Source organism: Micromonospora sp. NPDC005707 (genome assembly GCF_040631005.1).
GTDB lineage: Bacteria > Actinomycetota > Actinomycetes > Mycobacteriales > Micromonosporaceae > Micromonospora.
Genome location: NZ_JBEXYR010000004.1, coordinates 240,151 through 263,234, shown reverse-complemented (window position 1 = coordinate 263,234; position 23,084 = coordinate 240,151). Strand labels below are relative to the sequence as shown.

At 74.0% G+C, this 23,084-nt stretch carries 20 protein-coding genes and 1 tRNA gene; 10 read left to right on the top strand and 11 right to left on the bottom strand.

The genetic code is table 11. The features are described 5' to 3' along the window. Positions 1-369: 369 nt before the first annotated feature. Entirely contained in the window at positions 370-750 is a 381-nt protein-coding gene (locus ABZ452_RS09065; protein WP_357940551.1) for a VOC family protein, read from the top strand. Between the two features lie 49 nt (positions 751-799). Here ABZ452_RS09065 and ABZ452_RS09060 read toward each other — a convergent pair. Together ABZ452_RS09060 and ABZ452_RS09055 are read right to left on the bottom strand one after the other, a co-directional pair. After that, a tRNA-Arg gene (locus ABZ452_RS09060) sits at positions 800-875 on the bottom strand. A gap of 207 nt (positions 876-1,082) precedes the next feature. Beyond that, entirely contained in the window at positions 1,083-2,474 is a 1,392-nt protein-coding gene (locus tag ABZ452_RS09055; protein WP_357940549.1) for a glycoside hydrolase family 6 protein, read from the bottom strand. 210 nt (positions 2,475-2,684) lie between these two features. On the opposite strand from ABZ452_RS09055, the gene ABZ452_RS09050 reads away from it, so the two are divergent. The 5 genes from ABZ452_RS09050 (at position 2,685) to ABZ452_RS09030 (ending at position 7,112) form a co-directional block, all read left to right on the top strand. Continuing rightward, the gene (locus tag ABZ452_RS09050; protein ID WP_357940547.1) at positions 2,685-3,149 is read left to right on the top strand and encodes a hypothetical protein; all 465 of its coding nucleotides are present in this window, start codon (positions 2,685-2,687) and stop codon (positions 3,147-3,149) included. Between the two features lie 23 nt (positions 3,150-3,172). Continuing rightward, complete coding sequence (locus ABZ452_RS09045) at positions 3,173-3,814, top strand: PadR family transcriptional regulator (RefSeq protein WP_357940545.1); 642 nt, start codon at positions 3,173-3,175, stop codon at positions 3,812-3,814. Beyond that, positions 3,811-5,031: an NAD(P)/FAD-dependent oxidoreductase gene (locus ABZ452_RS09040; RefSeq protein ID WP_357940543.1), complete on the top strand. Its 1,221-nt coding sequence runs from the start codon at positions 3,811-3,813 to the stop codon at positions 5,029-5,031. The genes ABZ452_RS09045 and ABZ452_RS09040 overlap by 4 nt, the downstream gene beginning before the upstream one ends. A gap of 178 nt (positions 5,032-5,209) precedes the next feature. After that, on the top strand, positions 5,210-6,166 hold the full coding sequence (locus tag ABZ452_RS09035; protein WP_357940541.1) for a hypothetical protein: 957 nt from the start codon (positions 5,210-5,212) through the stop codon (positions 6,164-6,166). Positions 6,167-6,461: 295 nt separating this feature from the next. Beyond that, positions 6,462-7,112: a hypothetical protein gene (locus ABZ452_RS09030; RefSeq protein WP_357940539.1), complete on the top strand. Its 651-nt coding sequence runs from the start codon at positions 6,462-6,464 to the stop codon at positions 7,110-7,112. Between the two features lie 234 nt (positions 7,113-7,346). Here the strand turns inward: ABZ452_RS09030 and ABZ452_RS09025 are convergent, their stop codons facing one another. Both ABZ452_RS09025 and ABZ452_RS09020 read right to left on the bottom strand, forming a co-directional pair. Beyond that, positions 7,347-8,009 carry a hypothetical protein gene (locus tag ABZ452_RS09025; protein ID WP_357940537.1) on the bottom strand — a complete coding sequence of 221 codons (663 nt, stop codon included), beginning with the start codon at positions 8,007-8,009 and terminating at the stop codon, positions 7,347-7,349. Positions 8,010-8,099: 90 nt separating this feature from the next. Next, positions 8,100-9,122, bottom strand: a complete 1,023-nt coding sequence (locus ABZ452_RS09020) for an acyl-CoA desaturase (protein WP_357940535.1) — start codon at positions 9,120-9,122, stop codon at positions 8,100-8,102. Positions 9,123-9,484: 362 nt separating this feature from the next. On the opposite strand from ABZ452_RS09020, the gene ABZ452_RS09015 reads away from it, so the two are divergent. Further along, positions 9,485-10,006, top strand: coding sequence for a hypothetical protein (locus ABZ452_RS09015; RefSeq protein ID WP_357940533.1), 522 nt, complete (start codon positions 9,485-9,487; stop codon positions 10,004-10,006). Continuing rightward, entirely contained in the window at positions 9,999-12,707 is a 2,709-nt protein-coding gene (locus ABZ452_RS09010) for a M48 family metalloprotease (protein WP_357940531.1), read from the top strand. The genes ABZ452_RS09015 and ABZ452_RS09010 overlap by 8 nt, the downstream gene beginning before the upstream one ends. Positions 12,708-12,741: 34 nt before the next feature. On the opposite strand, the gene ABZ452_RS09005 is transcribed toward ABZ452_RS09010, so the two are convergent. The 4 genes from ABZ452_RS09005 to ABZ452_RS08990 form a co-directional block, all read right to left on the bottom strand. After that, entirely contained in the window at positions 12,742-13,608 is an 867-nt protein-coding gene (locus tag ABZ452_RS09005; protein WP_357940529.1) for a MauE/DoxX family redox-associated membrane protein, read from the bottom strand. Between the two features lie 120 nt (positions 13,609-13,728). Beyond that, positions 13,729-14,325: a cell wall protein gene (locus ABZ452_RS09000; RefSeq protein ID WP_357940527.1), complete on the bottom strand. Its 597-nt coding sequence runs from the start codon at positions 14,323-14,325 to the stop codon at positions 13,729-13,731. Positions 14,326-14,340: 15 nt separating this feature from the next. Beyond that, positions 14,341-14,751: a hypothetical protein gene (locus ABZ452_RS08995; RefSeq protein WP_151463010.1), complete on the bottom strand. Its 411-nt coding sequence runs from the start codon at positions 14,749-14,751 to the stop codon at positions 14,341-14,343. Positions 14,752-14,879: 128 nt separating this feature from the next. Further along, entirely contained in the window at positions 14,880-15,908 is a 1,029-nt protein-coding gene (locus ABZ452_RS08990; RefSeq protein ID WP_357940525.1) for a DUF4331 family protein, read from the bottom strand. 277 nt (positions 15,909-16,185) lie between these two features. Here ABZ452_RS08990 and ABZ452_RS08985 point away from each other — a divergent pair, with 277 nt between their 5' ends. Together ABZ452_RS08985 and ABZ452_RS08980 are read left to right on the top strand one after the other, a co-directional pair. After that, a complete protein-coding gene (locus ABZ452_RS08985) occupies positions 16,186-17,403 on the top strand; it encodes an MFS transporter (protein WP_357940523.1) in 1,218 nt (405 codons plus the stop codon). Further along, positions 17,400-18,566 (top strand): low temperature requirement protein A, encoded by a 1,167-nt coding sequence (locus ABZ452_RS08980; protein WP_357940521.1) that lies wholly within the window; start codon positions 17,400-17,402, stop codon positions 18,564-18,566. The genes ABZ452_RS08985 and ABZ452_RS08980 overlap by 4 nt, the downstream gene beginning before the upstream one ends. Positions 18,567-18,588: 22 nt before the next feature. On the opposite strand, the gene ABZ452_RS08975 is transcribed toward ABZ452_RS08980, so the two are convergent. The 3 genes from ABZ452_RS08975 to ABZ452_RS08965 all read right to left on the bottom strand — a co-directional run bounded on the left by ABZ452_RS08975 (position 18,589) and on the right by ABZ452_RS08965 (position 23,019). Continuing rightward, a complete protein-coding gene (locus ABZ452_RS08975) occupies positions 18,589-19,704 on the bottom strand; it encodes a magnesium and cobalt transport protein CorA (protein ID WP_357940519.1) in 1,116 nt (371 codons plus the stop codon). Positions 19,705-19,768: 64 nt separating this feature from the next. Beyond that, positions 19,769-20,467 carry a response regulator gene (locus ABZ452_RS08970; protein WP_357940517.1) on the bottom strand — a complete coding sequence of 233 codons (699 nt, stop codon included), beginning with the start codon at positions 20,465-20,467 and terminating at the stop codon, positions 19,769-19,771. Continuing rightward, positions 20,464-23,019: a DUF4118 domain-containing protein gene (locus ABZ452_RS08965; RefSeq protein WP_357940515.1), complete on the bottom strand. Its 2,556-nt coding sequence runs from the start codon at positions 23,017-23,019 to the stop codon at positions 20,464-20,466. Before ABZ452_RS08965 ends, ABZ452_RS08970 begins: the two co-directional genes overlap by 4 nt. Between the last annotated feature and the right edge of the window lie 65 nt (positions 23,020-23,084).

Sequence of the window (23,084 nt, the reverse complement as noted above, 5' to 3'; positions counted from 1 at the left end):
GCGTCCCCTACGGCGACGTGCGCCAGATCGGCTCCGGGTGGACCAACTACAACCGCCTCGTCTGACCACCTCGACGCCCAGGCGCGCCCGGCCTCCCGGCCGGGCGCGCCCGCGTGTCACGTCCAGGTTCGCCTCGAACGACAGCTCCGCGGCTCCCTCAAATGGCGCCTCCGAGGTGTGTCGCAAAGTCGGCTGCCCTACCCCGCGACCTGCGGCCTTCGCCTGGCAGCCCGGCCGGGCGAGGGGCGGAAATCACTTCGCCCCTGCTCGCCTCGCCCGGTACGGTCGCGAAATGTTCTCGCTGCGGGAGCCCATGAGATGCGCGTGCGGCCACCCCGACAGTTCCCGCCCTGAGAGTAGGTTTCGTCAATGGCATGCCGTATCAGTGAGCTCGTGCTCAAGTGCCGCGACCCCGAGGTCCTGGCGCGGTTCTGGTGCGAGGTCCTGGACTTCATAGAGCTCGATCGCGAAGCGGACGGCTGCATCGAGATCGGTCCGCGCGAAGGGTTCGGCGGCCCGCAGCCGACGATCTTCCTCATCCGCAACGACGAGCCGAAGAACGAGCATGCCCGGCTGCACATCGACGTCAACGCCACCGACCGCGATCAGGACGCCGAGCTCGAACGCCTCCTGGCCGCCGGGGCCAAACTCGTCGACATCGGCCAGCCCGCGGAGGCGTCCTGGCACGTCCTCGCCGATCCCGAAGGCAACGAGTTCTGCCTGCTCAAGCGCCGTCTCGCCCCACTCTGAGGGCCCTCGTCGGCAACGAGAGCACCGCCGACCGGCAGCAGAGCCGACCTGGTGCCCCCGGCAGGATTCGAACCTGCGACACACGGTTTAGGAAACCGATGCTCTATCCCCTGAGCTACGAGGGCGCGAGGGCCCAGTCTAGCGACCTTGGGGTTCGCCCGGGTTGGCCGGGAGCGGCCCACGTTCACCCAGGTTCCCCAGGCCCCTGTTCTCCCAGCCCAGGACCGTCAGCCAAGCGATTGTCAACGGCCGGTCCGGCCCGTACCGCAGGACGGGGACGGGCCCGGCGCGGAGGGTGGTCCTCCGCGCCGGGCCGGGGCATCGGGTGAGGGTCAGCCGGCCGCGCAGGTGGCCGTCGCGCCCGGGCCGGTGCCGGTGCCCTGGAAGCCGAAGTTGGTCGACTGCCGGGCGCCGACGTGTCCGTTGTAGCTCACGTTGGTGAACCGGACGGTTCCGCTGGCGCCGCTGGCCTGGGCGTTCCAGGCGCCGGTGACCGCGGCGCCGCCGGGCAGCGTGATGGTCACGGTCCAGCCGTTGATGTCCGCAGAGCCCGCGGTGACCGTCACGCTCGCGGTGAAGCCGCCGGACCACTGGTTGACCGCCACCGACGCGGAGCAGCCGTTACCGGTCGGCGGCGTGGTGGTGGGGGGAGCCGTGGTCGGCGGCGTGGTCGTCGGCGGGGTCGTGGTCGGGGGAGCGGTGGTCGGCGGCGTGGTCGTCGGCGGCGCGGTGGTGGGTGGGTTGGGCGCACCGTTGGCCAGGCTGTAGGCCAGGTCGGGCTGGAACGAACCGGCCGTGTACCGGCAGCCGTCCGCCTCCCCCGGCGGCTTCACCCAGAGGTACGCGTCGATGTTGCCGTCGCCGGTGCTGGTCGTCGGGTACGTCCCGATGCGCCGGTCGGTGTTGTCGTCGGCGCACCAGTCCCCGCTGGCACCCCCGTTGCGGCTGGTGTCGATGACCTGGCGCTTGCCCGGGATGCCCATGCCGGCGAGGGCGGAGATGACCGCCCGGCCGAAGTTCGCCTCGCCGGAGGTGGAGTTGAAGTTCGAGACGTTGGTGAAGAAGCCGTCGGCGTACTGCACGCCGGCCGCCCGGAGCCGGTTGGCCTGCTCGCCCGCGCTGTTCCAGGTGGAGTGGCCGCCGTCGAGGTACACCTTGGCGTTGGGGTTGGCCGACTTGATGGTCTGGGTGGCCGTCGTGAGGGCCTGGTTACGCGCGCTGATCTCGCCTGCGCTCAGGCACGTCTGCAGGGCGAGCGAGTCGGTTTCCAGGATGATCATGACGGTCTGGTTGCCGAGCCCTCTGGCGAAGTTGGACACCCACGTCTGGTACTGGTTGAGGTCCGGCGCCCCACCTGCGCTGGCCCCGCCGCAGTCCCGGTTGGTGATCTCGTACACCGAGAGCACCGGGATCTGCTGCGCCGCGTTGGCGGCGCCGATGAACCCGGAGACCTCGGACTGCACGGTCGACGGGTTGAAGTTGGCGAACCAGCGGGCCTGCGGCTGACTCGCGATCTTGTCCCGGATGACGGCGGCACGCGAGTCGCCGGGATTGGCGGCGACCCAGCGGACGACGGCCGAACTCGGGTCGCGGTAGAGCGATCCGGACACGGTGCCGGCGGACGCGCCGCCGACGGCGAGGCAGACGCCGACGGCGGTGGCGCCCGCGACGACCGCCACGCTGATGGCCGCCGATCTGCGGCGGAGCGAGGAGAGGGTAGCCACGACGTGTTGCCTCCTGATCGCATAGATGTTTCTAAGTTTGTGGGAGCGTTCCCATGGACGGTAGCGGAGGCGCGCGCCGCTGCCAAGACATGAAAGCTCGTCGTTGCGCCAGCGGCCGGCTCAAGGACCTTGGCAAAATAGTTGACTCTGACTAGTCGATCCTGGATAGTCGGTGGTGACCAGAGCGCTGTCGATCAAAGGAGCACTGTGATGAACGAGCTGCCCGTCGCCGAACCGGTCCGCGTGCCGGCCAACCACACCGTCACCAAGCACCTCGGGCACTGGACCACCGAGCGGCGCTTCGAGGTGCGCAACCACCGCGGCCACGTCGTACTGGACCTGCGCTCCCCGCGCATCCCCGACGGCGACATCGAGATCGACATGGACATCGACCACGGCTTGGTCAAGCTGCTCCTGCCCGAGGACGCCGTGATCGACGACTGGGACCTGCGGCGCTCCGGCCGCGGCAAGATCAAGGATGCGGTGGGGCCGAACGCTGGCGGTGGCCGGCGCGTTGTCCTCACCGGATCGATGCGGGACGGCGAGATCCGGGTGCACCGCGGCGGGATCGCGATGCTGTCCGCGATGTTCTCCAAGGCGTACCTGGCGGACCTGCGTCGGGTACACCGCGAAGGCGGACGCCCGACGGTGGACGATCCGACTCGTACCGCCTGACCCCTACACCGAGGAGAAGCTCCATGGCGACCAAGCGGAAGGTCAGCAACCTGCTGGCGCTGGCCGTGCTGTCCTACCTCACGCAGCGGGCCATGCACCCCTACGAGCTGAGCCGCACGCTGCGCGACAACGGTGACGACCGCAGCATCAAGTTCAACCACGGCTCGCTCTACATGGTCGTGCAGCAACTGGAGAAGGCCGGCTACATCGCCGCGCAGGAGACCAACCGCGAGGGGCAGCGACCGGAGCGCACCGTCTACGCGCTGACCGACGCGGGCCGCCACGAGCTGCGCGAGTGGCTGCGCGACCTGCTCGGCGAGCCGGAGCACGAGTACCCCAGCTTCGTGGCAGCGCTGTCGCTGATCGGCGCGCTGCCACCCAGCCAGGCGGTGCCTCTCCTGCGCCACCGGCTGCAACGGCTCGCCGAACGGGCCGCAGAAACCCGGCGCCTGATCGACACCGCCCTGGCCCAGGACGTACCCGAACTGTTCCTCATCGAGGAGCAGTACCGACTGACCATGAACAACGCCGAGTCCTCCTACGTCACCTCGCTCATCGAGAAGATCACCGACCCGCGGACCGGCTGGGCCCCGATGTGGGCCGAATTCCACGGCGAGACGCTCCCCGCGCAGGCACCGCCCGACGCAGAAGGGCAACAGACATGACCGACACCCGATCCGCGCTCGTCATCGGCGGCGGCATCGCCGGCCCGGCGACGGCGATGGCGCTACACAAAGCCGGCATCGAAGCCACGGTGTACGAGGCGTACCACAGCACCGCCGAGGCCGTCGGCGGCGGGCTGAGCATCGCGCCCAACGGCCAGGCCGCCCTCGCCGTGCTCGGCGCCGAGGACGTGGTGCGCCGCATCGGCATCCCGATGACCGCGATGGTCATGCAGAGCTGGACCGGCAAGCGGCTGGCCACCTTCGGCGGCACCGACCCGGCCGAGCCGATCGGGCACTTCGTCTGGCGCGGCGAGCTCTACCAGGGCCTGCACGAGGAGGCAGCCCGCCGGGGCATCCGCACCGAGTACGGGCGGCGGCTGGTCCGCGTGACCGAGACCGCCGACGCGGTGACCGCGCACTTCGCCGACGGTGCGGAGGCAACCGCTGACATCCTCGTCGGCGCCGACGGGATCCGGTCGACGGTACGGCGCCTGATCGACGGGGCCGCACCGAGCCCGCGGTACGCCGGCCTGGCCAGCTTCGCCGGCCGGATGGCGGACACCGGCGAGCCCTCGACCAACGGTGCCATGCACATGGTCTTCGGCAAGCGCGCGTTCTTCGGGTACCAGGTACTGGACGACGGCAGCGGCGGCTGGTTCGTCAACCTGCCGCAGAAGACCGCGCAAAGCCTGCCCGACGCCAGGCGCGCCGGCGCCGAGTTCTGGATCCGCGAGCTGACCCGCGTGTTCGGCGAGGACCGCATCCCGGCCGCCCGGATGATCGCCCGTACCCGCGCCCAGGACCTGCTCGTCGTCGGGCCGATGGAGGACATCCCGACAGTACCGACCTGGAGCCGCGGCCGGATGGTGCTCGTCGGCGACTCCGCGCACGCCACCTCCCCCAGTTCCGGGCAAGGCGCATCGCTGGCCGTCGAAGGCGCCGTGCAGTTGGCCCGCTGTCTACGCGACCTACCGCACGAGCAGGCATTCGCGGCCTACGAGCGGCTACGCCGCGCCCGGGTCGAGAAAATCATCGCGGCCGCCGCGCGTACCAACACCAACAAAGCGGCCGGACCCGTGGCCCGGGTGCTGCGCGACCTGATCCTGCCAACCGCGCTGAAGCTGCTCGCCAAGCCGGAGAAAATGGCCTGGCAGTACGGATACCGCATCGACTGGGACGCGCCGGTCGGCCCGGCGCCGGAGACGGCCCGACCCTGACGACCGGCGGGTGCGCGCGTCGACCGGGAGCGACCCGCGTTGCCCTTCCGGCGGCCGCGGCGCCGCCTGTTTCGCTGGGCGGCGCCCACCCCGGTGTGTTGGCCGCGCCCGGCCGGTCGAGCCGGGCACAATCACGGGCATCGACGTGAGCAAGAGGTGCTCGCTGCGGAGGTGCCCGTTGACACGGTGTCCAGGCCGACTGGCTCGGTGGGCGCTGCGGGGCGTACTCCTGTGCGGCGGATTCGTCGGCGCGTGGGCCCTGTCCGACGCCGTCGCACCCGACGCGGCCCAGGCGGCCGAGCCGGCGCGGCCCTGCGTCCTGGGGGACGTGCTCGACGGCGTCCGGACGATCGTCGGGCAATCCGTGCTCCCTCCGCCGCACCTGCCGACGCCGCCGCCGACCAGGAGCGGCGGAGCCGACACCGAGGGCGCCCGGGCCGCGGGCCGGCCGACCGCCGGCGACCGGCCGGTACGTCCGGCGGCACGCGCGGTGCTCCCGGTGCAGGGGGTGATCACCCCGGTAACGCGTCCGGTCGTGGATCTGGCGGCACCCGTCCTGGAGAAGATCGCACCGGCCCGGCTGCTGGAGCCGGTCGCCGAGGTCCTCCGGCCGCTGACCGAGCCGGTCGTCGACCTGCTGCCGCCCGTCCTGGCCCCGGTGCTCGACCTGACCGCGCCGATCATCGGGCCACCCGCCGCGCCGTCCACTCCGCCCGGTGGTCCGATCGCCGGTGGTCCGATCGCCGGCGCACCCGCGCCGGCCGGCGGCACGCCGGCGGCGGGCACTCCCGCACCGCTCACTCGCCCTGCTCCGGCGACCCTCGTGCTCCCGGTGAAGGCTCCGGCTCCTCGAACGGCGTTCTCGCCCGCGGGCCGCGACGGGGTGCCGTCCGGGCACGCCGGGGTGCGGGTTCCGTCGCCCGGCGAGCCCGCTCCCGCCCCCGGCGACACGCCCGCCTCCCCGCCCGCCCCGGGCACCAGCGCCAATTCCGGTGCCGGCGCGGGCGGGCCCGGCATCCCCGCTGAGGGCTCTGCTCGTGCCTGGGAGCCGGTGCTGCGGGCTCTGGGCTGCGACCGTGGTCGCTGCGACACCCTCGTGAGCCGGTCGAGTCAGCCGGACCCCGGACCCGCCTGAGGCTCCTGCCGGCGAACCGGCCGGACCCCCGCCTGCAACGGCGCGCTGTCCGTCCGCCCGGAGGGCTGCGCGTCCTCGCCGTCGGGCGGCTGGCCGTATCGGGGCCGGCTGAGCGGCCATCGCCGCCAGTCCTCCGACTTCCCCGTCCGCCCCCCCCGCGCGACGACGCCCGCCTCCGGCCGGTGTCGCCCCCCCACCGCTGGGCCCGGGCCCCCGGAAACGTCCGGGGCCGATCGTGCCCGCACCTCGGCAACCGCCGTCCACGAACCATCCGCATCGTGACCAGGAGAACTCCGTGAACCACGCCCTGCCTGTCTGCCGCGCGGGATGGCGCGACATCGGCGACATCGTCGATCTCGTCGCCGGTCCCTTCGCCGAGAGCGCCACCGGCGCCTGGCTCGTGCCCGACGACCGCCGCCGCCGGAAGGTGCTCACCGCCGTCGTCCGCGTCTGGACCGAACACGCTCTCCTCTGCGGCGAGGCCTACCTCCTGCGGGATCGCTCCGCCGCCGCCGTCTGGCTGCACCAGTACGGCCCCACCCCGGCGTCCCACGGGTACGGGGAACGCTTCGCCGTCGCCTGCGCCGATCACCTGGACCGCTTCCTGCAGCTCGACGACGCGCTGGGCGCGCACCGGCCCGCCGGCCCGCACAACCACCTGGCGTTCTTTGCGGTGACCGCACAGCCGCACCGGATCAGGCGCGCCACCGCCCTGCTGGCCGTCAGCAACGCCCGGATGGGTCAGGCCCGGGTTCCCACCTACACGGAGGCGACCACCACGGCCGACCGGGACCTGTACGCCCGCCACGGCTACGTCACCCACCAGCCGTTCACTCTCCCCGACGGCACCACGACCTACCCGATGTGGCGGAGCCCGGGGCTGCGCGAGCCCGGACGCCGCCTCGCCCGGCCGGCGATCTGCCCGTACGCGGCGATGTCGGCATAGGTCAGCGGGCGGCTGGCCGTCCGTCGGGGAATGACGGGCGCGACTGCTCGACTAAAGGAGCCCTCCGGATGGTTCCGGGCGAAGGCCCCGGGTACGAGCTACCTGCGCACCGGCAACCGAGCGGGCCGCCCGGCGCCGAGGCGTCGGCGGCCCGATCGAGGCTCGGGGCGCGTCAGCGCCGGGACCACTGGTGCTGGAAGTTGATGGCCTCGACCTCAATGCCGTTCATTGTGATCAGGGGTGCCGCCCGCGGCTGCTCCGCCTTCGCCGCCAGGCGAGGCGGAGACCGAGGGCCCGGGAGCCGGACACCGATCGGGCGAGATGATTCCTGTTCTGGTGGACGTACGCGGAGATCAGCGCGACGAGGAAGCTCAGGCCCGCGAGCCAGGCCAGCCACTCCCCGACCGAGGCCAGGAGCGGAAGGGTGACGAACAGGCAGGCGAACCCGGACAGCGGGAAGACCAGTTGCAACCCGAACTCGTACAGCAGGGACCGGGAGCCCCTCTGCTGTGCGTAGAAGTCGTCCCAGCGGAAGACCCGGTCGTCACCCGCGCACTCGAGGGCGACCGGCCGGAGGACCTCCCGGATGTAGCTGTTCGCCGCCTCACGATCCCGCCGCCGCCGGAGGATGGTGATCCCGGAGATCGCCGCCAGCACCGGCACGGCGAGCAGGAGGCGGGGGTCGGCCCGGTTGGCGACCACGAACCCCAGGATCACCGCCACCACGGTCAGGTAGGCGCCGACGAGAGCGTGCGACGCGGCGGATTTCTGCGCCATGACGGCCCGGATCGCGGTGTATTCCGCGACGAGCAGGTTGGTGCGGTTGTCAACGCGAGCAGCGGCCGCCTCGTCGCCGGGTGGAGCACCTCTGGGACGGGCCAGGTCATTCCACGTCACGCATCGATGATGGCAACCCTCCACAAGGCTCCGGCCGACCGGCCCCGGGTTGATCTCCGATTGCCGCTCACCGCCACGCGCGCTCCATCCCTACCCTGCACGGGAGCCGACGTCGTCCAGGTGGCGCAGCGCCTCCGCCCAGGAGCGACCCAGGCTGGTCTCGTGGTAGCCGAGACCGTGCTCGGCGCAGAACCGCCGGATCAACGGCTGGGCCCGACGCAGGTTGGGGCACGGCATGCTCGGGAACAGGTGGTGTTCGATCTGGTAGTTCAGGCCGCCGAGCACCGTGTCGACGAATCTTCCGCCGCGCACGTTGCGGGAGGTGAGCACCTGCCGCCGCAGGTAGTCAAGGTCGTCCTCGGCGTCGAGGATCGGCATGCCCTTGTGGTTCGGAGCGAACGAGCTGCCGAGGTAGAGGCCGAGCACACCCTGGTTGACCAGGATGAACGCGACCGCCTGCGCCGGGCTCAGGACCAGGAGGACGGTGGTGAGATAGCCGCCCAGGTGCAGGGCCAGCAGTCCGGCTTCGGCGGCCCGGCGGGGAAGGGGGCGCGGCCGGACGACGGCCCGCACGCTGTTGGCGTGCAGGTGCAGGCCCTCCAGCAGGAGCAGCGGGAAGAAAAGGTACGCCTGGTGACGTGCGATCAGCGCGGCGACGCCGCGCCGTCGCCGGGCCTGGCCGGCGGTGAAGGACAGGGGTGCCACCCCGATGTCCGGGTCCCTGCCCTCGGTGTTCGGATGGGCGTGGTGCCGGTTGTGCTTGTCCACCCACCAGCCGTAGCTGATCCCGGTCAACAGGTTGCCGTGCAGGATGCCGATCAGGTCGTTGGCCCGCCGCGAGCGGGCTATCTGCCGGTGACCGGCGTCGTGGCCGATGAAGCCGGCCTGCGCGAAGACCACGGCGAGAGCCACCGCGAGCACGAGCTGCCACCACGACTCGCCCCACCGGACGAACACGGCCCACAGCCCGGCGTAGCAGCCGACGACGAGACCGATCCGTACCGCGTAGTAGCCGCGGCGCCGTTCGAGCAGGCCCGCTGCGCGGATCTGCCGGGACAGGTCGGCGTAGTCGCTGCCCCGCCGGGGCTCGGCACCGATCTCGGTGTCGCTCACGACGGCCTCCCCTGCCGGTCCGTGCCCGATGGTGGACTCAGCGGTGCCCGGCCCGGCCGGCCGCCCCGGTCACCGTCAGTTTCAGCACCGGCGAGCCTGCCGGGGCGGATTGGCGCATCGCGTCGAAAGAAGGATCGGGGTCGTGGCGATGCCTGGAGCGGGCGCGGTCGTCCACGCCAGGCGACATGCTCACCGTACGCCTCACGGAGTGCCACCGCACCCAACCTGCGGAGAGCTGCGCGGCGACCCCGGCACATCTCCGAGGTTACTGTCCGATTGCTGATCGTCACACAGGGTGTTCCGCTCCTACCCTGACGCCGGAAGCCGCCGCTTCCCGACCACCGGCCAGGAGGCGCGACGGCATGATCCCGACCAGGTCCGCTCCGGACACGAGCACCGAGGACGACCTCGTCCGCGTGGCGATCCGCGCGGTCGCGCCCGAGGAGGAGCACCTGCTGCCCCACCTCAGCCCCGCCTACCGGCGCCGTCCGGGCCGGTGGCGGCGGGATCCCCGCGCACTCATCCAGGTGGGCGGCGGTGAGGCCGGCGGCGGCGGCTTCCCCGAGGTCGTCGAGCCGGTGCTGCCGTACGTCATGGTGCTGTGCGGCGTCGGCCTCGCGGCGTTGCGGGACGCCGTGCGGGCCGAGGCCACCGACGCGGTCCGGGGTGGCCTGCGGGCGCTCGGCCGGCGGTGGCCGTCCCGCCGTGCGCCGGAGTTGCCGGTGCGGCTGCGGCCGGGCCAGCTGCTGCGGATCGAGGAGGCGGTCACGGCGGCGGCCCGCGACCCGCGCTGGGAGCTCACCGAGGACCAGGTCGCCGTCCTGCGGGAGGCGGTGCGCGAGGCGTTCGTGGCGCGGTTCGGCACGGACGCCGACGGTGGGTGAGCCGCGGCCGGGGACCCCGCACCCGCCACTCCCCTCGGCCACCCTGGGCCGGTTCGTCGCCGTGGTGACGGCGGTGATCGGGACCAGCATGTTCGGCTGGCAGATCGTCCTCATCGATCCGGCGGTCACCCGGGAGCGCGCCGTCTGCCTGGCCGGGTTGGCCGGCCTGCCACCGCCGATCGACGTACGGGCCGGCACGGTCGACGCCGCGTCGGCGGACGCCGTGCAGCGGTGCCTCGGCACCCTCGGCGCGGACGTGCTGCGGCAGATGCTCACCGGGCTGGCGGTGCTCGTGGCGGTGACCGCGCTGGTCTACCTGGCCGCGCCCTCGGTCGAGCGACGGCTGCGCGGCCTGCGCCGGCTGGACCGGGTGCCGGGCACCGAGGCGCTGCGGGCCGACCTGGCCGCGCTGGTGCGGGAGGCCGGCCTGCGGCGGGCGCCCACCTTCCTGGTGTCCCGGTCGGCCCGGGTCAGCGGGAACACCTTCGGCACCGTCGCCAGCCGGTACGTCCGGCTCGACCTGGGGCTGGTGCACGCCCGCCGGACGGCCCCGGCCCGGTTCCGGGCCGTCGTGCTGCACGAGCTCGCCCACCTGCGCAACGCCGACGTGGACCTGACCCGGCTGACCGTCGCGCTGGCCTGGGCGTTCCCGCTGGGCGTGGTCGCACCGGCCGCGGTCACCTTCCTCAGCGCGCTCCACGCCCCGGACCTGGCCCGGAACGTGTGGCGGCTGGCGCTGTTCGCCGTGGTGGTGCAGGTGTCCGCCTGGTCGGTGCTGCGCGCCCGCGAGTTCGCCGCGGACGCCCGGCTGGGCGGCGACGATGCGACGACCGCCCGGGCGCTGCTCGGCGTGGGGCGGCGGCCCAGCGGGTGGCGGGACCGGCTGGCCGCCCTGTTCCGGTTCCACCCGCTGGCCCAGGCCCGCGCCGACGAGCTGGAGCGGCCGCGACGGCTGGTGTCCGCCCGGCCGGTCGAGGCGCTCGGCGCCGGGCTGGCGGCCGGCATCGCCGCACCCCCGCTGGTGGACCTGCTGTCCCACCTGCCGCGCCCGCTGGCCGGGCTCGACCCGGTCGCCGGCGGCTCGCAGGCGGCGGGGCTGCTGCTCGGTGCACCGCTGGCGCTGGTGCTGACCGGGACGCTCTGGCGGTCGGCCTGGTGGGCGCGGCGGCACGGTGACCGGCCCGTCCGGGGTGCCGCGTTCGGGGCGGCGCTTTTGGTCGGCCTGCTGGTCGGCCGGCGGCTGGCCTGGTCGGCCGGGTACGCCGACGACCGGCCGGTCTGGTGGGTGGAGCTGGCGCTGTCGCTGTGCGCGGTGGCCGGCGGTGCCCTGCTCGGGCGGTGGGTGGCGCTGGGCGCCGACGCCTGGCTGCGCCGGCTCCCCCGGCACGCCGAGGGCCGCGCGGTGCGGCGCGTCTGGGCCGCCGCCGCGCTGGCGACGACCGTGCTGACCGCCGGCTTCCTCGGCGCGCTGCTGGTGCTGGACACCTGGCTCGCCGACGGCGACCTGAGCATGCTGCGGCTGCTCGCCGCCCGGGAGGGGCACCCGGACCGGGTCACCGTCGTGACGCTGGCCGACGCCCTCGCCCTGCACGTACGGGTCCTCGCCGACCAGGCGCCCTACCTGCTGGCCGCCCCGCTCGCCGCCGCCCTCTTCCCGCTGGTGGCGACCGGCGCCAGCGCCCGGCGGGCGCTCCGGGTCGGTGCGGTCACCGGGATGGTGGCCGCCGTCGCGCTGCCGGTGGTGGTGGCCGGCGCGGCGGTGGCCGCCCGCGACCCGGGCCTCGGGCCGGCGGCGCTGCGCGGCCTGGTCGACGCGCACACCCTGCTGCCCGTGACGCTGGTCGAGGCCACCGCCGCGGTGGCGGTCGTGGCCGGCCGGCGCCTGTCGATCTGGCACGGCACGCTCGCGGCGCTCACCGCCGGGCTGTTGCTGGCGCCGGCGGTGCTGGCCGCCGGCGTGCTGCTCTCCTGCGATGCGGGCCCGCCGGGCGGGGGGTGCGCGGGACCTGACCGGGCCGCGGTGGCCCGCGCGCTGGGGCACGCCCTGCTCGTCGCCCCGGTGTTCGCCACGCTCGCCGCGGCGCTCGGCGCCGCCGCGGCGGCCGCGCTGGCCCGGGTGGGCCCCGGGCGCCGGCCGGCCCTGGTGACGGCCGCGGCCGTGCTGCTCGGCCTGGCCGCCGCCGTCGTCTCGGCGGACGGGCCGGGCAGCGCCACCGTGCCGGTGGAGCGGGACGGCTGCCTGGTCGGGGTGTGGCGGCTCTCCGCGGGCCGCTACCACGCGCAGGTCGCCACGGACTCGGTCCTGGGACGGCTGGCCGGGCTGACGACGGCCGCGCCCGTCGACCTCACCAGCGGGGCGTCGACCGGGTTCGCCACGGCGTACCGGGCCGACGGCACGGCGACCGACCTCTACGACCTCTCGGTGGCCGAGGGCACGTTGAACGGGCACACCGTCCGGCAGGTACGCCGGGGCACCCAGACCTACCGGTGGACGGCCCGGGCCGGCCGGTACACCCAGCGGAACGTGGTGACCACCGGTGACCTCGTGCTGCTGCGGGTGGACGGCCGGGAGGCCGACGTGACCACGGTGGTGGACGACTCGGCCAGCACGTACCGGTGCGGGCCGGGCGAGCTGGTGATCCGGTTCGACGGCGACGACGGGTCGTGGGGCGAGGAGACCTTCGTCCGCAGCCCGGCGTGACGGGACCACCGCAGCCGGTGGTCCCGTCCGCCCGTCACACGGGCACCACGTCCAGCCGCGGGCCGGCGGGTCGCCCGGCGCCGGCCAGGGCCAGCAGTGTCTGCCCGGTGGCGTCGTCGACGACGGCGACCCGTACCGCGTCGGGCCCGCCGTCGACCAGCGGGACGGCGAAGACCGCCGTGGCCGGCCGGCCCTGGTAGCGCGCGGCGTGGCCGACGAAGCGCCACTCGCCGTCGTCCCAGTGCTCGCGGACGTCGGAGCGGAGCAGCGGCGCGACCCGGCGATAGGGGTCGCTGAGCTGGACCTGCTGCACGGTGGCGAGCAGCGGCAGCCCGGTGCCGCCGCGCAGCGGGTTGGTCAGCCGGGCGCGCAGCCGGCGCAGTGGCAGCAGCCAGGCGGCGTCGAGTTCGGGGGACAGCGCCACCACGGCCGCCGCCTCGGCCAGCAGCGCGGCGCCGCCGGCCAGGGGACGGTCGGTGAGCGCGGCCGGCCAGCCGCCGGGGGCGAGGGTGGCCAGCCCGGCCGCCGCCACGAGCAGCGCGGCGCGGCCGAGGCTGCGACCGGAGACCGGGGTGGGGCGGCTGCTCAGGCAGCCGCACGAGGAGGTGGGGGCGGCCCGGCGGGCGTACGCCAGGTAGCCGAGGAAGCCGACGGCCACGGCGGTCGCGACGGCGGTCTCCAGCCGCAGCGCGGGCGGCAGCAGGAGGAGCGCGCCGAGGATCAGCTCGACGGCCCCGAGCAGCCGGTACGCGGGCAGCGCTCGGCGCTCCCCGATCAGCCGGACGAGCGCGGACCGCCGGGCGACCGTGGCGGCGTGCCGGTTGAGAAGCTTCACGCGGGCGGACCAGATCAGCACCGCGCCGACGACCAGCGGTTGCAGCGCCGCGATCATCTCGATCATGGGTTCTCCCCTCGGGTAGGCCGACGGGTGGCGCCCGGGCGGTCCGTAGGGTGACCCGCCCTGCGACGGCTCCAGCTCGGCGCGTCCGGCGCCGTGACCTGGAGCCGTCGGGCGTACCGGTCAGGCGGCGGCGTAGACGGTGGCGATGTCGATCTCGTTGGTGTCCGGGTGCCAGGCGCCGAGCACCTGGACGTGCCGGCCGACCCGGAGCAGGGACAGGTCGCTGATGGCCGGGGTGCCGTTGTAGACCGCGGCGGAGCGGCCGGGCACGACGTGGGCGACGATGCGCTGGCCCTTGTGGTCGAGGTGGAGCAGGTTGCGGCCGACGGCCGCGATGTGGGCGTGCAGGTTGACGATGTTCACCCAGACCGAGTCGGCGGCGAGCGTGCCGTCGGGCAGGCGGACGCCGCGGGCGTAGAGCCCGTCGCCGATGGCCACCTGGTCGAACGTGGTCGGGTGCAGTTTCCAGATGCTCGTGCCGTCGGTGATCCGGATCGAGTGCAGCACGGTGTCGGATCCGGTGACCAGCAGCAGGTGGCCGGAGATCTTGCTGATCCGGCCCTCGACGAAGTTCGGGTCGGGCGTGCCGGGCTCGACGGTCGCCGGCTCGGCGGCGAAGGCCGCCTCGGGGGCGAGCGAGCCGAGTCCGGTGGCGCCTACGACGCCGCCGAGCGCGGCGGTGGCGAGGAGACGGCGGCGGTCCATGGTCTGCGGCATGACGAACCCTCCCGTTCAGACGGTGTCGACCGAGCAGGGCCGCAGCCCCACCGAGAGACTGCCGATCGCACTGAACGCCGCGGGCGTCAGGTCGATGATCCGGTTGCTGCCGCAGGCCGAGCCGCAGCAGGTGCGCTCGCCGCAGAACAGGTCCGTCTGCGGGCCGCAGTCGGCGATGGTGGTGCCGACCCGGGCGCCGTTGCAGAGGTTGGTGGTGTAGTGGCGGAAGCCGCAGGTCCGCCGGCTCATGCTGAGCCCGCAGGTGTCCGGGTGGGTGATGGCCCAGCACGCGTCCGAGGTGTTCGGCCAGGCGTGCTGGTAGTTGCCCGACCTGCAGGTGCCACAGGCGCCGCCCCCGGCGGTGCCGCACGGTCCCCAGGCGGTGCCGCAGCAGAACCAGGACACCTCGCCTCGTATGGCCGCCATGGATACCTCCTTCCCGATCGTTGATCGACAACGATGGATGTCGATATAGATGGCGATTGTTATGACAGAAACCATCTACGTCAACAGGCGGGTCGAAGATTTCCTACAGGCGGAATTCGCTCAACGGGTCACTTCCCGGCGGGGACCACGTACGGGAAGGAGGCGGCACGGGCGTCCTTCGTGACGTCCGGGGTGAGGCCGGACGTCATGCCGGTGTTGAGCACCAGGGAGAACATCACCTCGGGCACGTTGTCGGCCATGGTGCGCCCGTTGCGGACCGCGAACCCGTAGTTCGCCGGGGTGCCGACCTGGTAGGACAGCACGTCCGGGTAGACCTCGCGGGCCACGCTCCAGCCGTACGCGCCCGGGTCGGGCGCCGTGCCGTTCGCCGCCACCACCCGGGCGACGGTCGACGCGATCTCCGCGCCGTCGGCCCGCAGGTCCTCGCAGGGGTGGCGGGTGTTGGCGGGGTTCGAGAAGTCGGTGTCGGTGGGCCAGAAGATCGGCCACATCATCGGGTGGCCGGCGCGGTTGATCTGGCGCCAGCCGCCGGCGTCGGTGGCCAGCTTGGTGGCCGCCCAGACGTCGATGCGGGTGCCCACGGACAGCATCCGCTCGTCCCGGGACACCTCCAGCACGATCGAGTCGACGGTGGTGCCGGCGAAGGTGTTCTTCGCGTTCTCCGGGCGCCAGGTCGAGCGGTCCAGCCGGGCGCCGTTCTTGAAGGCGTCGTTGACGGTGGCGAGCTGGTCCAGGTCGATGTAGAAGGGGTCGGTGATCCGCCCGGCCCAGACCCGCACGTTGCCACCGGTCACCTCCTCCCCGGTACGCCCCTGGGCGACCGGCGTGCCGGTGGCGCCGTCGTCGTAGGCCTCGGCGCCGGTGAGGGCGTGCACGGTGAGTTCCTGCCGGCCCTCGCCGTCGAGTTCGCCGAACGCCACCCGGTAGGTCAGCGCCTCCATCTCGCTGCCGTCGACGTGGACCTTGAACTCGTACCGCGCCTCGTGGTGGAAGCCGGGCTTGATGTCGGCCCGGGTCACCGAGCTGTTGACGTCCATCACCAGGACGGTTCCGCGCTCGCCGTCGAAGACGAAGAGGTCGTCCAGGTAGAGCTGGCCACTCTGGGCGGCGAGCGGGGTGTCGAGGTGGTGCGACATGGCGGTCTCCCGGGTCGGCGGCTGGGCGCGGCAGGCCCGAGCTTAACCGGGCATTCCGCTGCAAAAGGACCGAATAACCACTTCCCGCCGAGGCCCGGGGTGGGCTACCGTCGGCCGGTGATCCCGGTGGAGGCCGCGGCGGCCGCGTACGCCCAGTGGCTCACCCCTGCTCTGCCGCTCTACGGCAACGACCACGAGCGGGCCGACTTCGCTCCCTGAGGCGCCCCGGCACCGGACGCCCCTCTTCCCTCTCACGTCGCACCGGGAGCGATGCCTCATGTCCGTCGACAGTTCCGGGATCCGGGCGGTGCTGCGCGCACCCCAGGTCCTCCGGGTCCTCCTCAGCAGCCAGGTCGGCCGGCTGCCCACCGCCAGCGGGCCGCTGGCCCTGCTCCTCTTCGCCCGCCAGTCGCTCAGCCTGGCCGCCGCCGGCCTGCTGGTGGCCGCGTACACCGCCGGGATGGCCGTGGGCACGCCCCTGCTCGCCCGAGCGGTGGACCGCTGGCGGCAGCCGCCCGTGCTGTGGGCCGCCGCGATCCTGTCCGGCCTCGGGTTCGGCGCGGTGGCGCTGACCGGAGGGCACCTCACCGGCGCCGTGGTCGGCGCGGCGGTGGCCGGGCTCGGCACGCCGCCGTTGGAGGCGTGCCTGCGTACCCTCTGGCCCGCCCTGCTCCCGCCCGCCACGGTGCCCACGGCGTACACGTTGGACATCGCCGTCCAGGAGGTGATTTTCGTGGTCGGCCCGCTGGTCACCCTCCTCGCGGTGACCCTGGCCGGCCCGCCCGCCGGGCTGGTCGCCGCCGGGGTGTTGCAGCTCGCCGGCACCGCGGCGTACGCGCTCAGCCCCGCCGTCCGCGCGTGGCGCGGCGTGCCGGCCCTGCGGCACTGGGCCGGCCCGCTGCGCGTACCCCGGTTCGCCGTTCTGATGGCCGGCGTGGTCGGCGTCGGCGCGGCCGTCGGCAGCATCGCGGTGGCGGTGACCGGCTACGCGGAGGCGGCCGGCGACCGGCGGCTCAGCGGCTGGCTGCTCGCGGCGCAGGCGGCCGGCGCCCTGGCCGGTGGCCTGCTCTACACCCGGGCCCGGCCGGGTCGGCCCGGGCGGCTGCCGCTGCTGGCCGCCGCGCTCACCGTCGGCTTCCTGCCGTTGCTGCTCGCCCCCGGCCCGGTCCCGATGGCCGCCCTGCTCGTGGTCAGCGGGCTCGCGCTGCCGCCGCTGCTGACCGCCGTCTTCCTCACCGCCGAGCGGCTCGCCCGGCGAGGCACGGTGGCCGAGGCGTTCGCCTGGGTGAGCACGGCGTTCGTGGTGGGCAGCGCCGCCGGCTCGGCGCTCGCCGGCCCGCTGGTGTCGACCGACCTCCGGTACGGCCTGGCGGTGGCCCCCGCCGCCGCGTCGCTCGGCACGGTGGTGCTCTGGGCCGTCTCGCGCGGAGACGGGCGGCGACGGCCGGAGAACGGCACCGAGCCCGGGGCGGAGGTCTACGCTCGGTCCTCATGACACCCGCGCGTCCGGGGCCCGGCAACCCGGCGCCGGCCGACCGGGTGACCGCCGTCGAGGTCTTCTTCGACCTCGTCTTCGTCTTCACGTTGACCCAGCTCACCCGGGTGCTGGAGGAGGACCTGTCGCCGGCCGGGCTGGGCAAGGTGCTGCTGCTCTTCGGCATCCTGTGGTGGATGTTCGACGGCTACGTGTGGCTTGCCAACCACGTGCCGCCCCGGGTGCCCGCGCAGAAACTGCTGCTCTTCGTGGGGATGGTCGGCTTCCTGTTCGCCGCGGTCGCGGTGCCGGCCGCCTTCGACGGCACCGGGCTCCTCTTCGGCGTGGGCTACCTCGTGGTGATCACCGTCCACCTGTCCCTGTTCACCCAGGCCCACATCGGTTCGGCACTCGGCCGGCTCGCCGTGTACAACCTGGGGTCGGCCCTGCTGGTGCTGGTGGGCGGCCTCGTCGACGGCGCGGCCCGGTACGCGTGCTGGCTCGCGGCGCTCGCGGTCCAGTCGGTCGTCCCGTACCTGGTGCCCCGGATCTCCTGGGTGCGCGTGCTGCCCCTGTTCCGGCTCCAGCCGGGGCACTTCGTCGAGCGGCACGGGCTTCTGGTGATCATCGCGTTGGGCGAGTCCGTGGTGGCGATCGGGATGGGCGTCGACACCGCGCACGTCGGCGCCGGCACGGTGGCCGTCATCGCCCTGGCGCTGGCGCTGCCGGCCGCGCTGTGGTGGACGTACTTCACCGACACGTCCGGGGCCGAGGAGCGGCTGGCCGCGACCGGCACGGAGCGGACCCGGCTGGCCCTCCGGGTGGGCTTCGCGCACATCCCGCTGCTGCTGGGCATCGTGGTGGCGGCGGCCGGCATCCACGCCGCGGTGGCCCACCCGGGGCAGCCGGCCGGCTGGCGTCCGGCGCTGGCGCTGGCCGGCGGTGTGGCCGTCTACCTGGCCGGGATCGTGGGCCTGCGCCGCACGCTGCACTCCGCCCCGGTGCTCAGCCGGCTGGTCACCGGCGCGGCCGTGCTCGCCACCGTCCCGGTCGGCACCCGGCTGAACGCCCGGGCGCAGCTCATCGCGCTGGTGCTGGTGCTGGTCGTCATGCTGCTGTTGGACCGGCGGGGGCACGCGACCGGGCGGCTCGCGCCGGCCGGCGGGCCGGGTCAGGACCGGTAGCCGGCCGGCGCCGTGGACGGGCTCACAGCCAGCCGCGGCGCTTGAACAGCAGGTAGAGGGCACCGCAGACGGCCGCCATCAGGGCGACCGCGAACAGGTAGCCGTACCGCCAGCCGAGCTCCGGCATGTGCACGAAGTTCATGCCGTAGACCGTGCCGATCAGGGTGGGGGCGAACAGGATCGCCGCCCATGCCGACACCCGCTTGATCTCCTCGTTCTGCTCGAAGCTGGCCGCGGTCAGGCTGCGCATCTCCTCGTTCTGCGCCTGGGAGACGAGGGTCGCGTTGACGGTGAGGATGCTCTGCAGCAGGTGCCGGAAACCGTCCACCCGCTCGACGACCTGGGTGAGGTGGTCCGCCACGTCGCGCAGCCGGCGGCGCAGTTCCTCGTCGGTGCCGTACCGGTCGAAGCCGGCCGTGAGGGCGTCGACGACCTTCAGCAGCGGGCGTGCCGCCCGCTGGAACTGGATGACCTCCCGGCTCAGCTCGTAGATGCGGCGGCTGGCGTTCGGGTCGCCGCCGAACACCTCGGTCTCGATCTCGTCGATGTCGTTCTCGAGCCCGGCCACCACCGGGGCGTAGCCGTCGACCACCCGGTCGAGCACCGCGTACAGGACGGCCTCGGGTCCGAGCGCGAGGACGGCCGGCTCCGCCTCCATCCGGCGCCGCACACTGGCCAGGTCGGGCGCGCCGCCGTGCCGGACCGTGATCACGAACCCGGGCCCCAGGAACAGGTGCACCTCGGCGAACTCGACCGCCTCCCGCGCGTCGAGGTAGCGGGCCGCGCGCAGCACCACGAACAGGGTGTCGCCGTACCGCTCCAGCTTGGGCCGCTGGTGGGCGTTGATGGCGTCCTCGACGGCGAGCTCCGGGAGCTGGAACTCGGCGGCCAACGAGACGATCTGCTCCGGGCTGGGCCGGCACAACCCGATCCAGGCCACGGACCGGTCGAGCTCCTGCAGGCAGTGGAACGTGTCGGCGAGGCTGACCGGTGAGGCACGCCGTACCCCGTCGACGTAGACCCCGCTGTCGACCAGCCCGGCGGGCCGCTCCCCTTCGGCCGCGCCCCCGTCGGTGGCGTGCTCGTCCAGGCGGCGGCCGAACCCCGCCGACGGCGCCGGGAACCGGTTGTCCGCCATGCCCTCCCCCGCTCGTCGGCCGGCTCGCCGAGTCCCCCGCGGCGGCCGGGACAAACCCGGCGGCTCACGGGCGGTAGCGGTAACCCATGCCCGGTTCGGTGATCAGGTGCCGGGGCCGGGCCGGGTCGTCCTCCAGCTTGCGCCGCAGCTGGGCCATGTACTGGCGCAGGTAGTTGGTCTCGTTGTGGTACTCCGGGCCCCACACCTCGTGCAGGAGCTGGCGCTGGCTGACCAGCTTGCCCGGGTGCCGCAGCAGCTTCTCCAGCATCGCCCACTGGGTGGGGGTGAGCTTGACCTCGACGCCGTCGTCGCGGGTCACCACGCGGTCGGCGAGGTCGACGGTGTGCCGGCCGATCCGCTGCGTGGCGACGGATCCCGCGCCGGCCGGGTCGGCCGGGGAGCCGGTGAGCCTCCGGGTCACCGCCCGGATCCGGGCGAGCAGCTCGTCCACCCCGAACGGCTTGGTGACGTAGTCGTCGGCGCCCGCGTCGAGCGCGGCGACCTTGTCCTCGCTGCCGGCCCGGCCGGAGAGCACGATGATCGGCACACCGGTCCAGCCACGCAGGCCCCGGATGACCTCGGTGCCGTCCAGGTCGGGCAGGCCGAGGTCCAGCACCACCAGGTCCGGGGGGTGGCCGGCGGCGGCCTTCAACGCGGCCGTCCCGCTGTCGGCCACCGCCACGTCGTAGCCGCGGGCCCGCAGGTTGATCCGCAGGGCGCGAAGGATCTGCGGCTCGTCGTCGACCACCAGGATGCGGGTCATTCCTGCGGCCCCTCCGCGTCGATTCCGCCGCTGCCGGCCGGCAGCCGCAGCACCATGGTGAGACCGCCGCCGGGCGTGGTCTCGGGGGTGATGCTGCCACCCATCGCCTCCGCGAGCCCCCGGGACAGCGCCAGCCCCAGCCCGACCCCGGTCTGGTTGTCCCGGTCGCCGAGGCGTTGGAACGGCAGGAACACGTGCTCCCACTGGTCCTCCGGTATGCCCGGGCCGGTGTCGATCACCCGCAGCTCGACCTGGCCGGCGTGCGCGCTGGCCGTGATCGCCGGAGGATGCCCGGGCGGGCTGTGGCGCAGCGCGTTGGCCACGATGTTGACCAGCACCCGCTCCAGCAGGCCGGGGTCTGCGAGGGCCGCGGGCAGGTCGGGCGGGATGTCCGTGGTCACTTCGGCTGCCGGCGAGCCCAGCTCGTCCAGGGCGCGGGGTACGGCGTCCTCCAGCCCGATCGCGGTGGCGGTGACGCCCAACGCGCCCGCCTGGAGCCGGCTCATGTCGAGCAGGTTCGCCACCAGCCGGCTCAGCCGGTCCAGCGACTCGTCGGCGGTGGCCAGCAACTCCTCGCGGTCGTCGGCGTCGAACTCCACGTCGTGGCTACGGAGGCTGCTCACCGCCGCCTTCGCCGACGCCAGCGGCGTACGCAGGTCGTGGCTGACCGCGGCGAGCAGCGCGGTGCGCATCCGGTCGGCGGCGGCGAGCGGGCGGGCGGTGGCGGCCTCCTCGGCGAGCCGCTCCTGCCGCAGCGCGACGGCGGCCTGGGCGGCGAACGCCTCGACCACCCGGCGGTCCGCGGCCTCCAGCCGCCGGCCGGCGAGCACCACGCTGAGCCCGTCGTCGACCGGCACCACGGTCTCCCCGGCGCTCGGACTGCCCGGCGGGGCGTCGCCGACGCAGGCCACCACCCGCCAGGCCGCCGCCTCCCGGTCCCGGGCGGGCCGCCCCTCGGCCTCCGCCACCAGTTCCAGCACGCTCACGGCGCGGAGCGCGAAGGTCTCCCGCAGCCGGTCCAGCAGCGCGGGTAGCGGCCGTTCGCCGCGCAGCACCCCACCGGCCACGGTGGCCAGGGTCTGCGCGTCGGCCGAGGCCCGGGCGGCCTCCCGGGTACGCCGGGCAGCCACGTCGACCACCCAGCTCACCGCGATCGCCACCCCGACGAACACACCGAGGGCGAGGAGGTTGTCCGCCTCGGCGATGGTCAGCGTGTGGAACGGCGGGGTGAAGAACCAGTTCAGCAACAGCGAGCCGCCGAGCGCGGCGACCAGGGCCGGCCACATCCCGCCGACCAGCGCCACCCCGACCACGCCAGTGAGAAAGAGCAGGATGTCGTTGGTCAGGGTGAGGTCGGGCAGGGCCGCGAGCAGCAGGGTCAGCAGCGGCATGCCGAGGACCGCGAGCGCGAAGCCGAGCAGCCGGCGGCGCCGGGACAGCGCCGCGGGCACGGCCGCGCCCCGGCGACCGCGTCCCGCCTGGGCGTGGGTCACGAGGTGCACGTCGATGGCGCCGGAGAGCGCCGTGGTGGTGACGCCGACCCCGCGCGACAGCAACTGCGCGAACCGTCCCCGCCGGCTGGCCCCGAGCACCAGCTGGGTGGCGTTGACGCCGCGCGCGAAGTCGAGCAGCGCCGCCGGGACGTCGGTGCCGAGCACCTGGTGGTAGGTGCCGCCGAGGCTCTCCACGAGGACCCGCTGCCGGGCCAGCTGGGCCGGGTCGGCGCCGGCCAGCCCGTCGCTGCGGGCCACGTGCACGGCCAGCAGCTGGGCGCCCTTGCTCCGGGCGGCGATCCGCGCCGCCCGGCGGACCAGCGTCTCGCCCTCCGGGCCGCCGGTCAGCGCGACGACCACCCGTTCCCGCGCCTCCCAGGTGTCGGAGATGCCCTGCTGGGAGCGGTAGGCGTCGAGCTGCTCGTCGACCTTGTCGGCCAGCCAGAGCAGCGCCAGCTCGCGCAGCGCCGTGAGGTTGCCGACCCGGAAGTAGTTGCCGAGCGCGGCGTCGATCTTGTCGGGCCGGTAGATGTTGCCGTGCGCCATCCGGCGGCGCAGCGCCTCCGGCGTCATGTCCACCAGCTCGACCTGCTCCGCGGCACGGACCACCTGGTCCGGCACGGTCTCCCGCTGGGTGGTGCCGGTGATCTGCGCGACGACGTCGTTGAGCGACTCCAGGTGCTGGACGTTGACCGTGGAGAGCACGCTGATCCCCGCGTCGAGCAGCTCCTGGACGTCCTGCCAGCGCTTGTCGTGCCGGGAGCCGGGGACGTTGGTGTGCGCCAGCTCGTCGACCACGACCACCTCGGGCCGGCGGGCCAGCACCGCGTCGAGGTCAAGCTCGGTGAAGTCGACGCCCCGGTAGCCGATCGACCGGCGCGGCACCACCTCCAGATCGCCGATCATGGCGGCGGTGTGCGGCCGGCCGTGCGTCTCCACCAGCCCGATCACCACGTCGGTGCCGCGCTCGGCGCGGCGCTGGGCCTCCTCGAGCATGGCGTACGTCTTGCCGACCCCCGGGGCGGCCCCGAGATAGATCCGCAGTTCTGCCCTGGCCACGGCACCATCTTCCCTTCACCGACGGAGGGGACCCCGCTTATCGCCTGGCGATGTGGCGGGGCCCC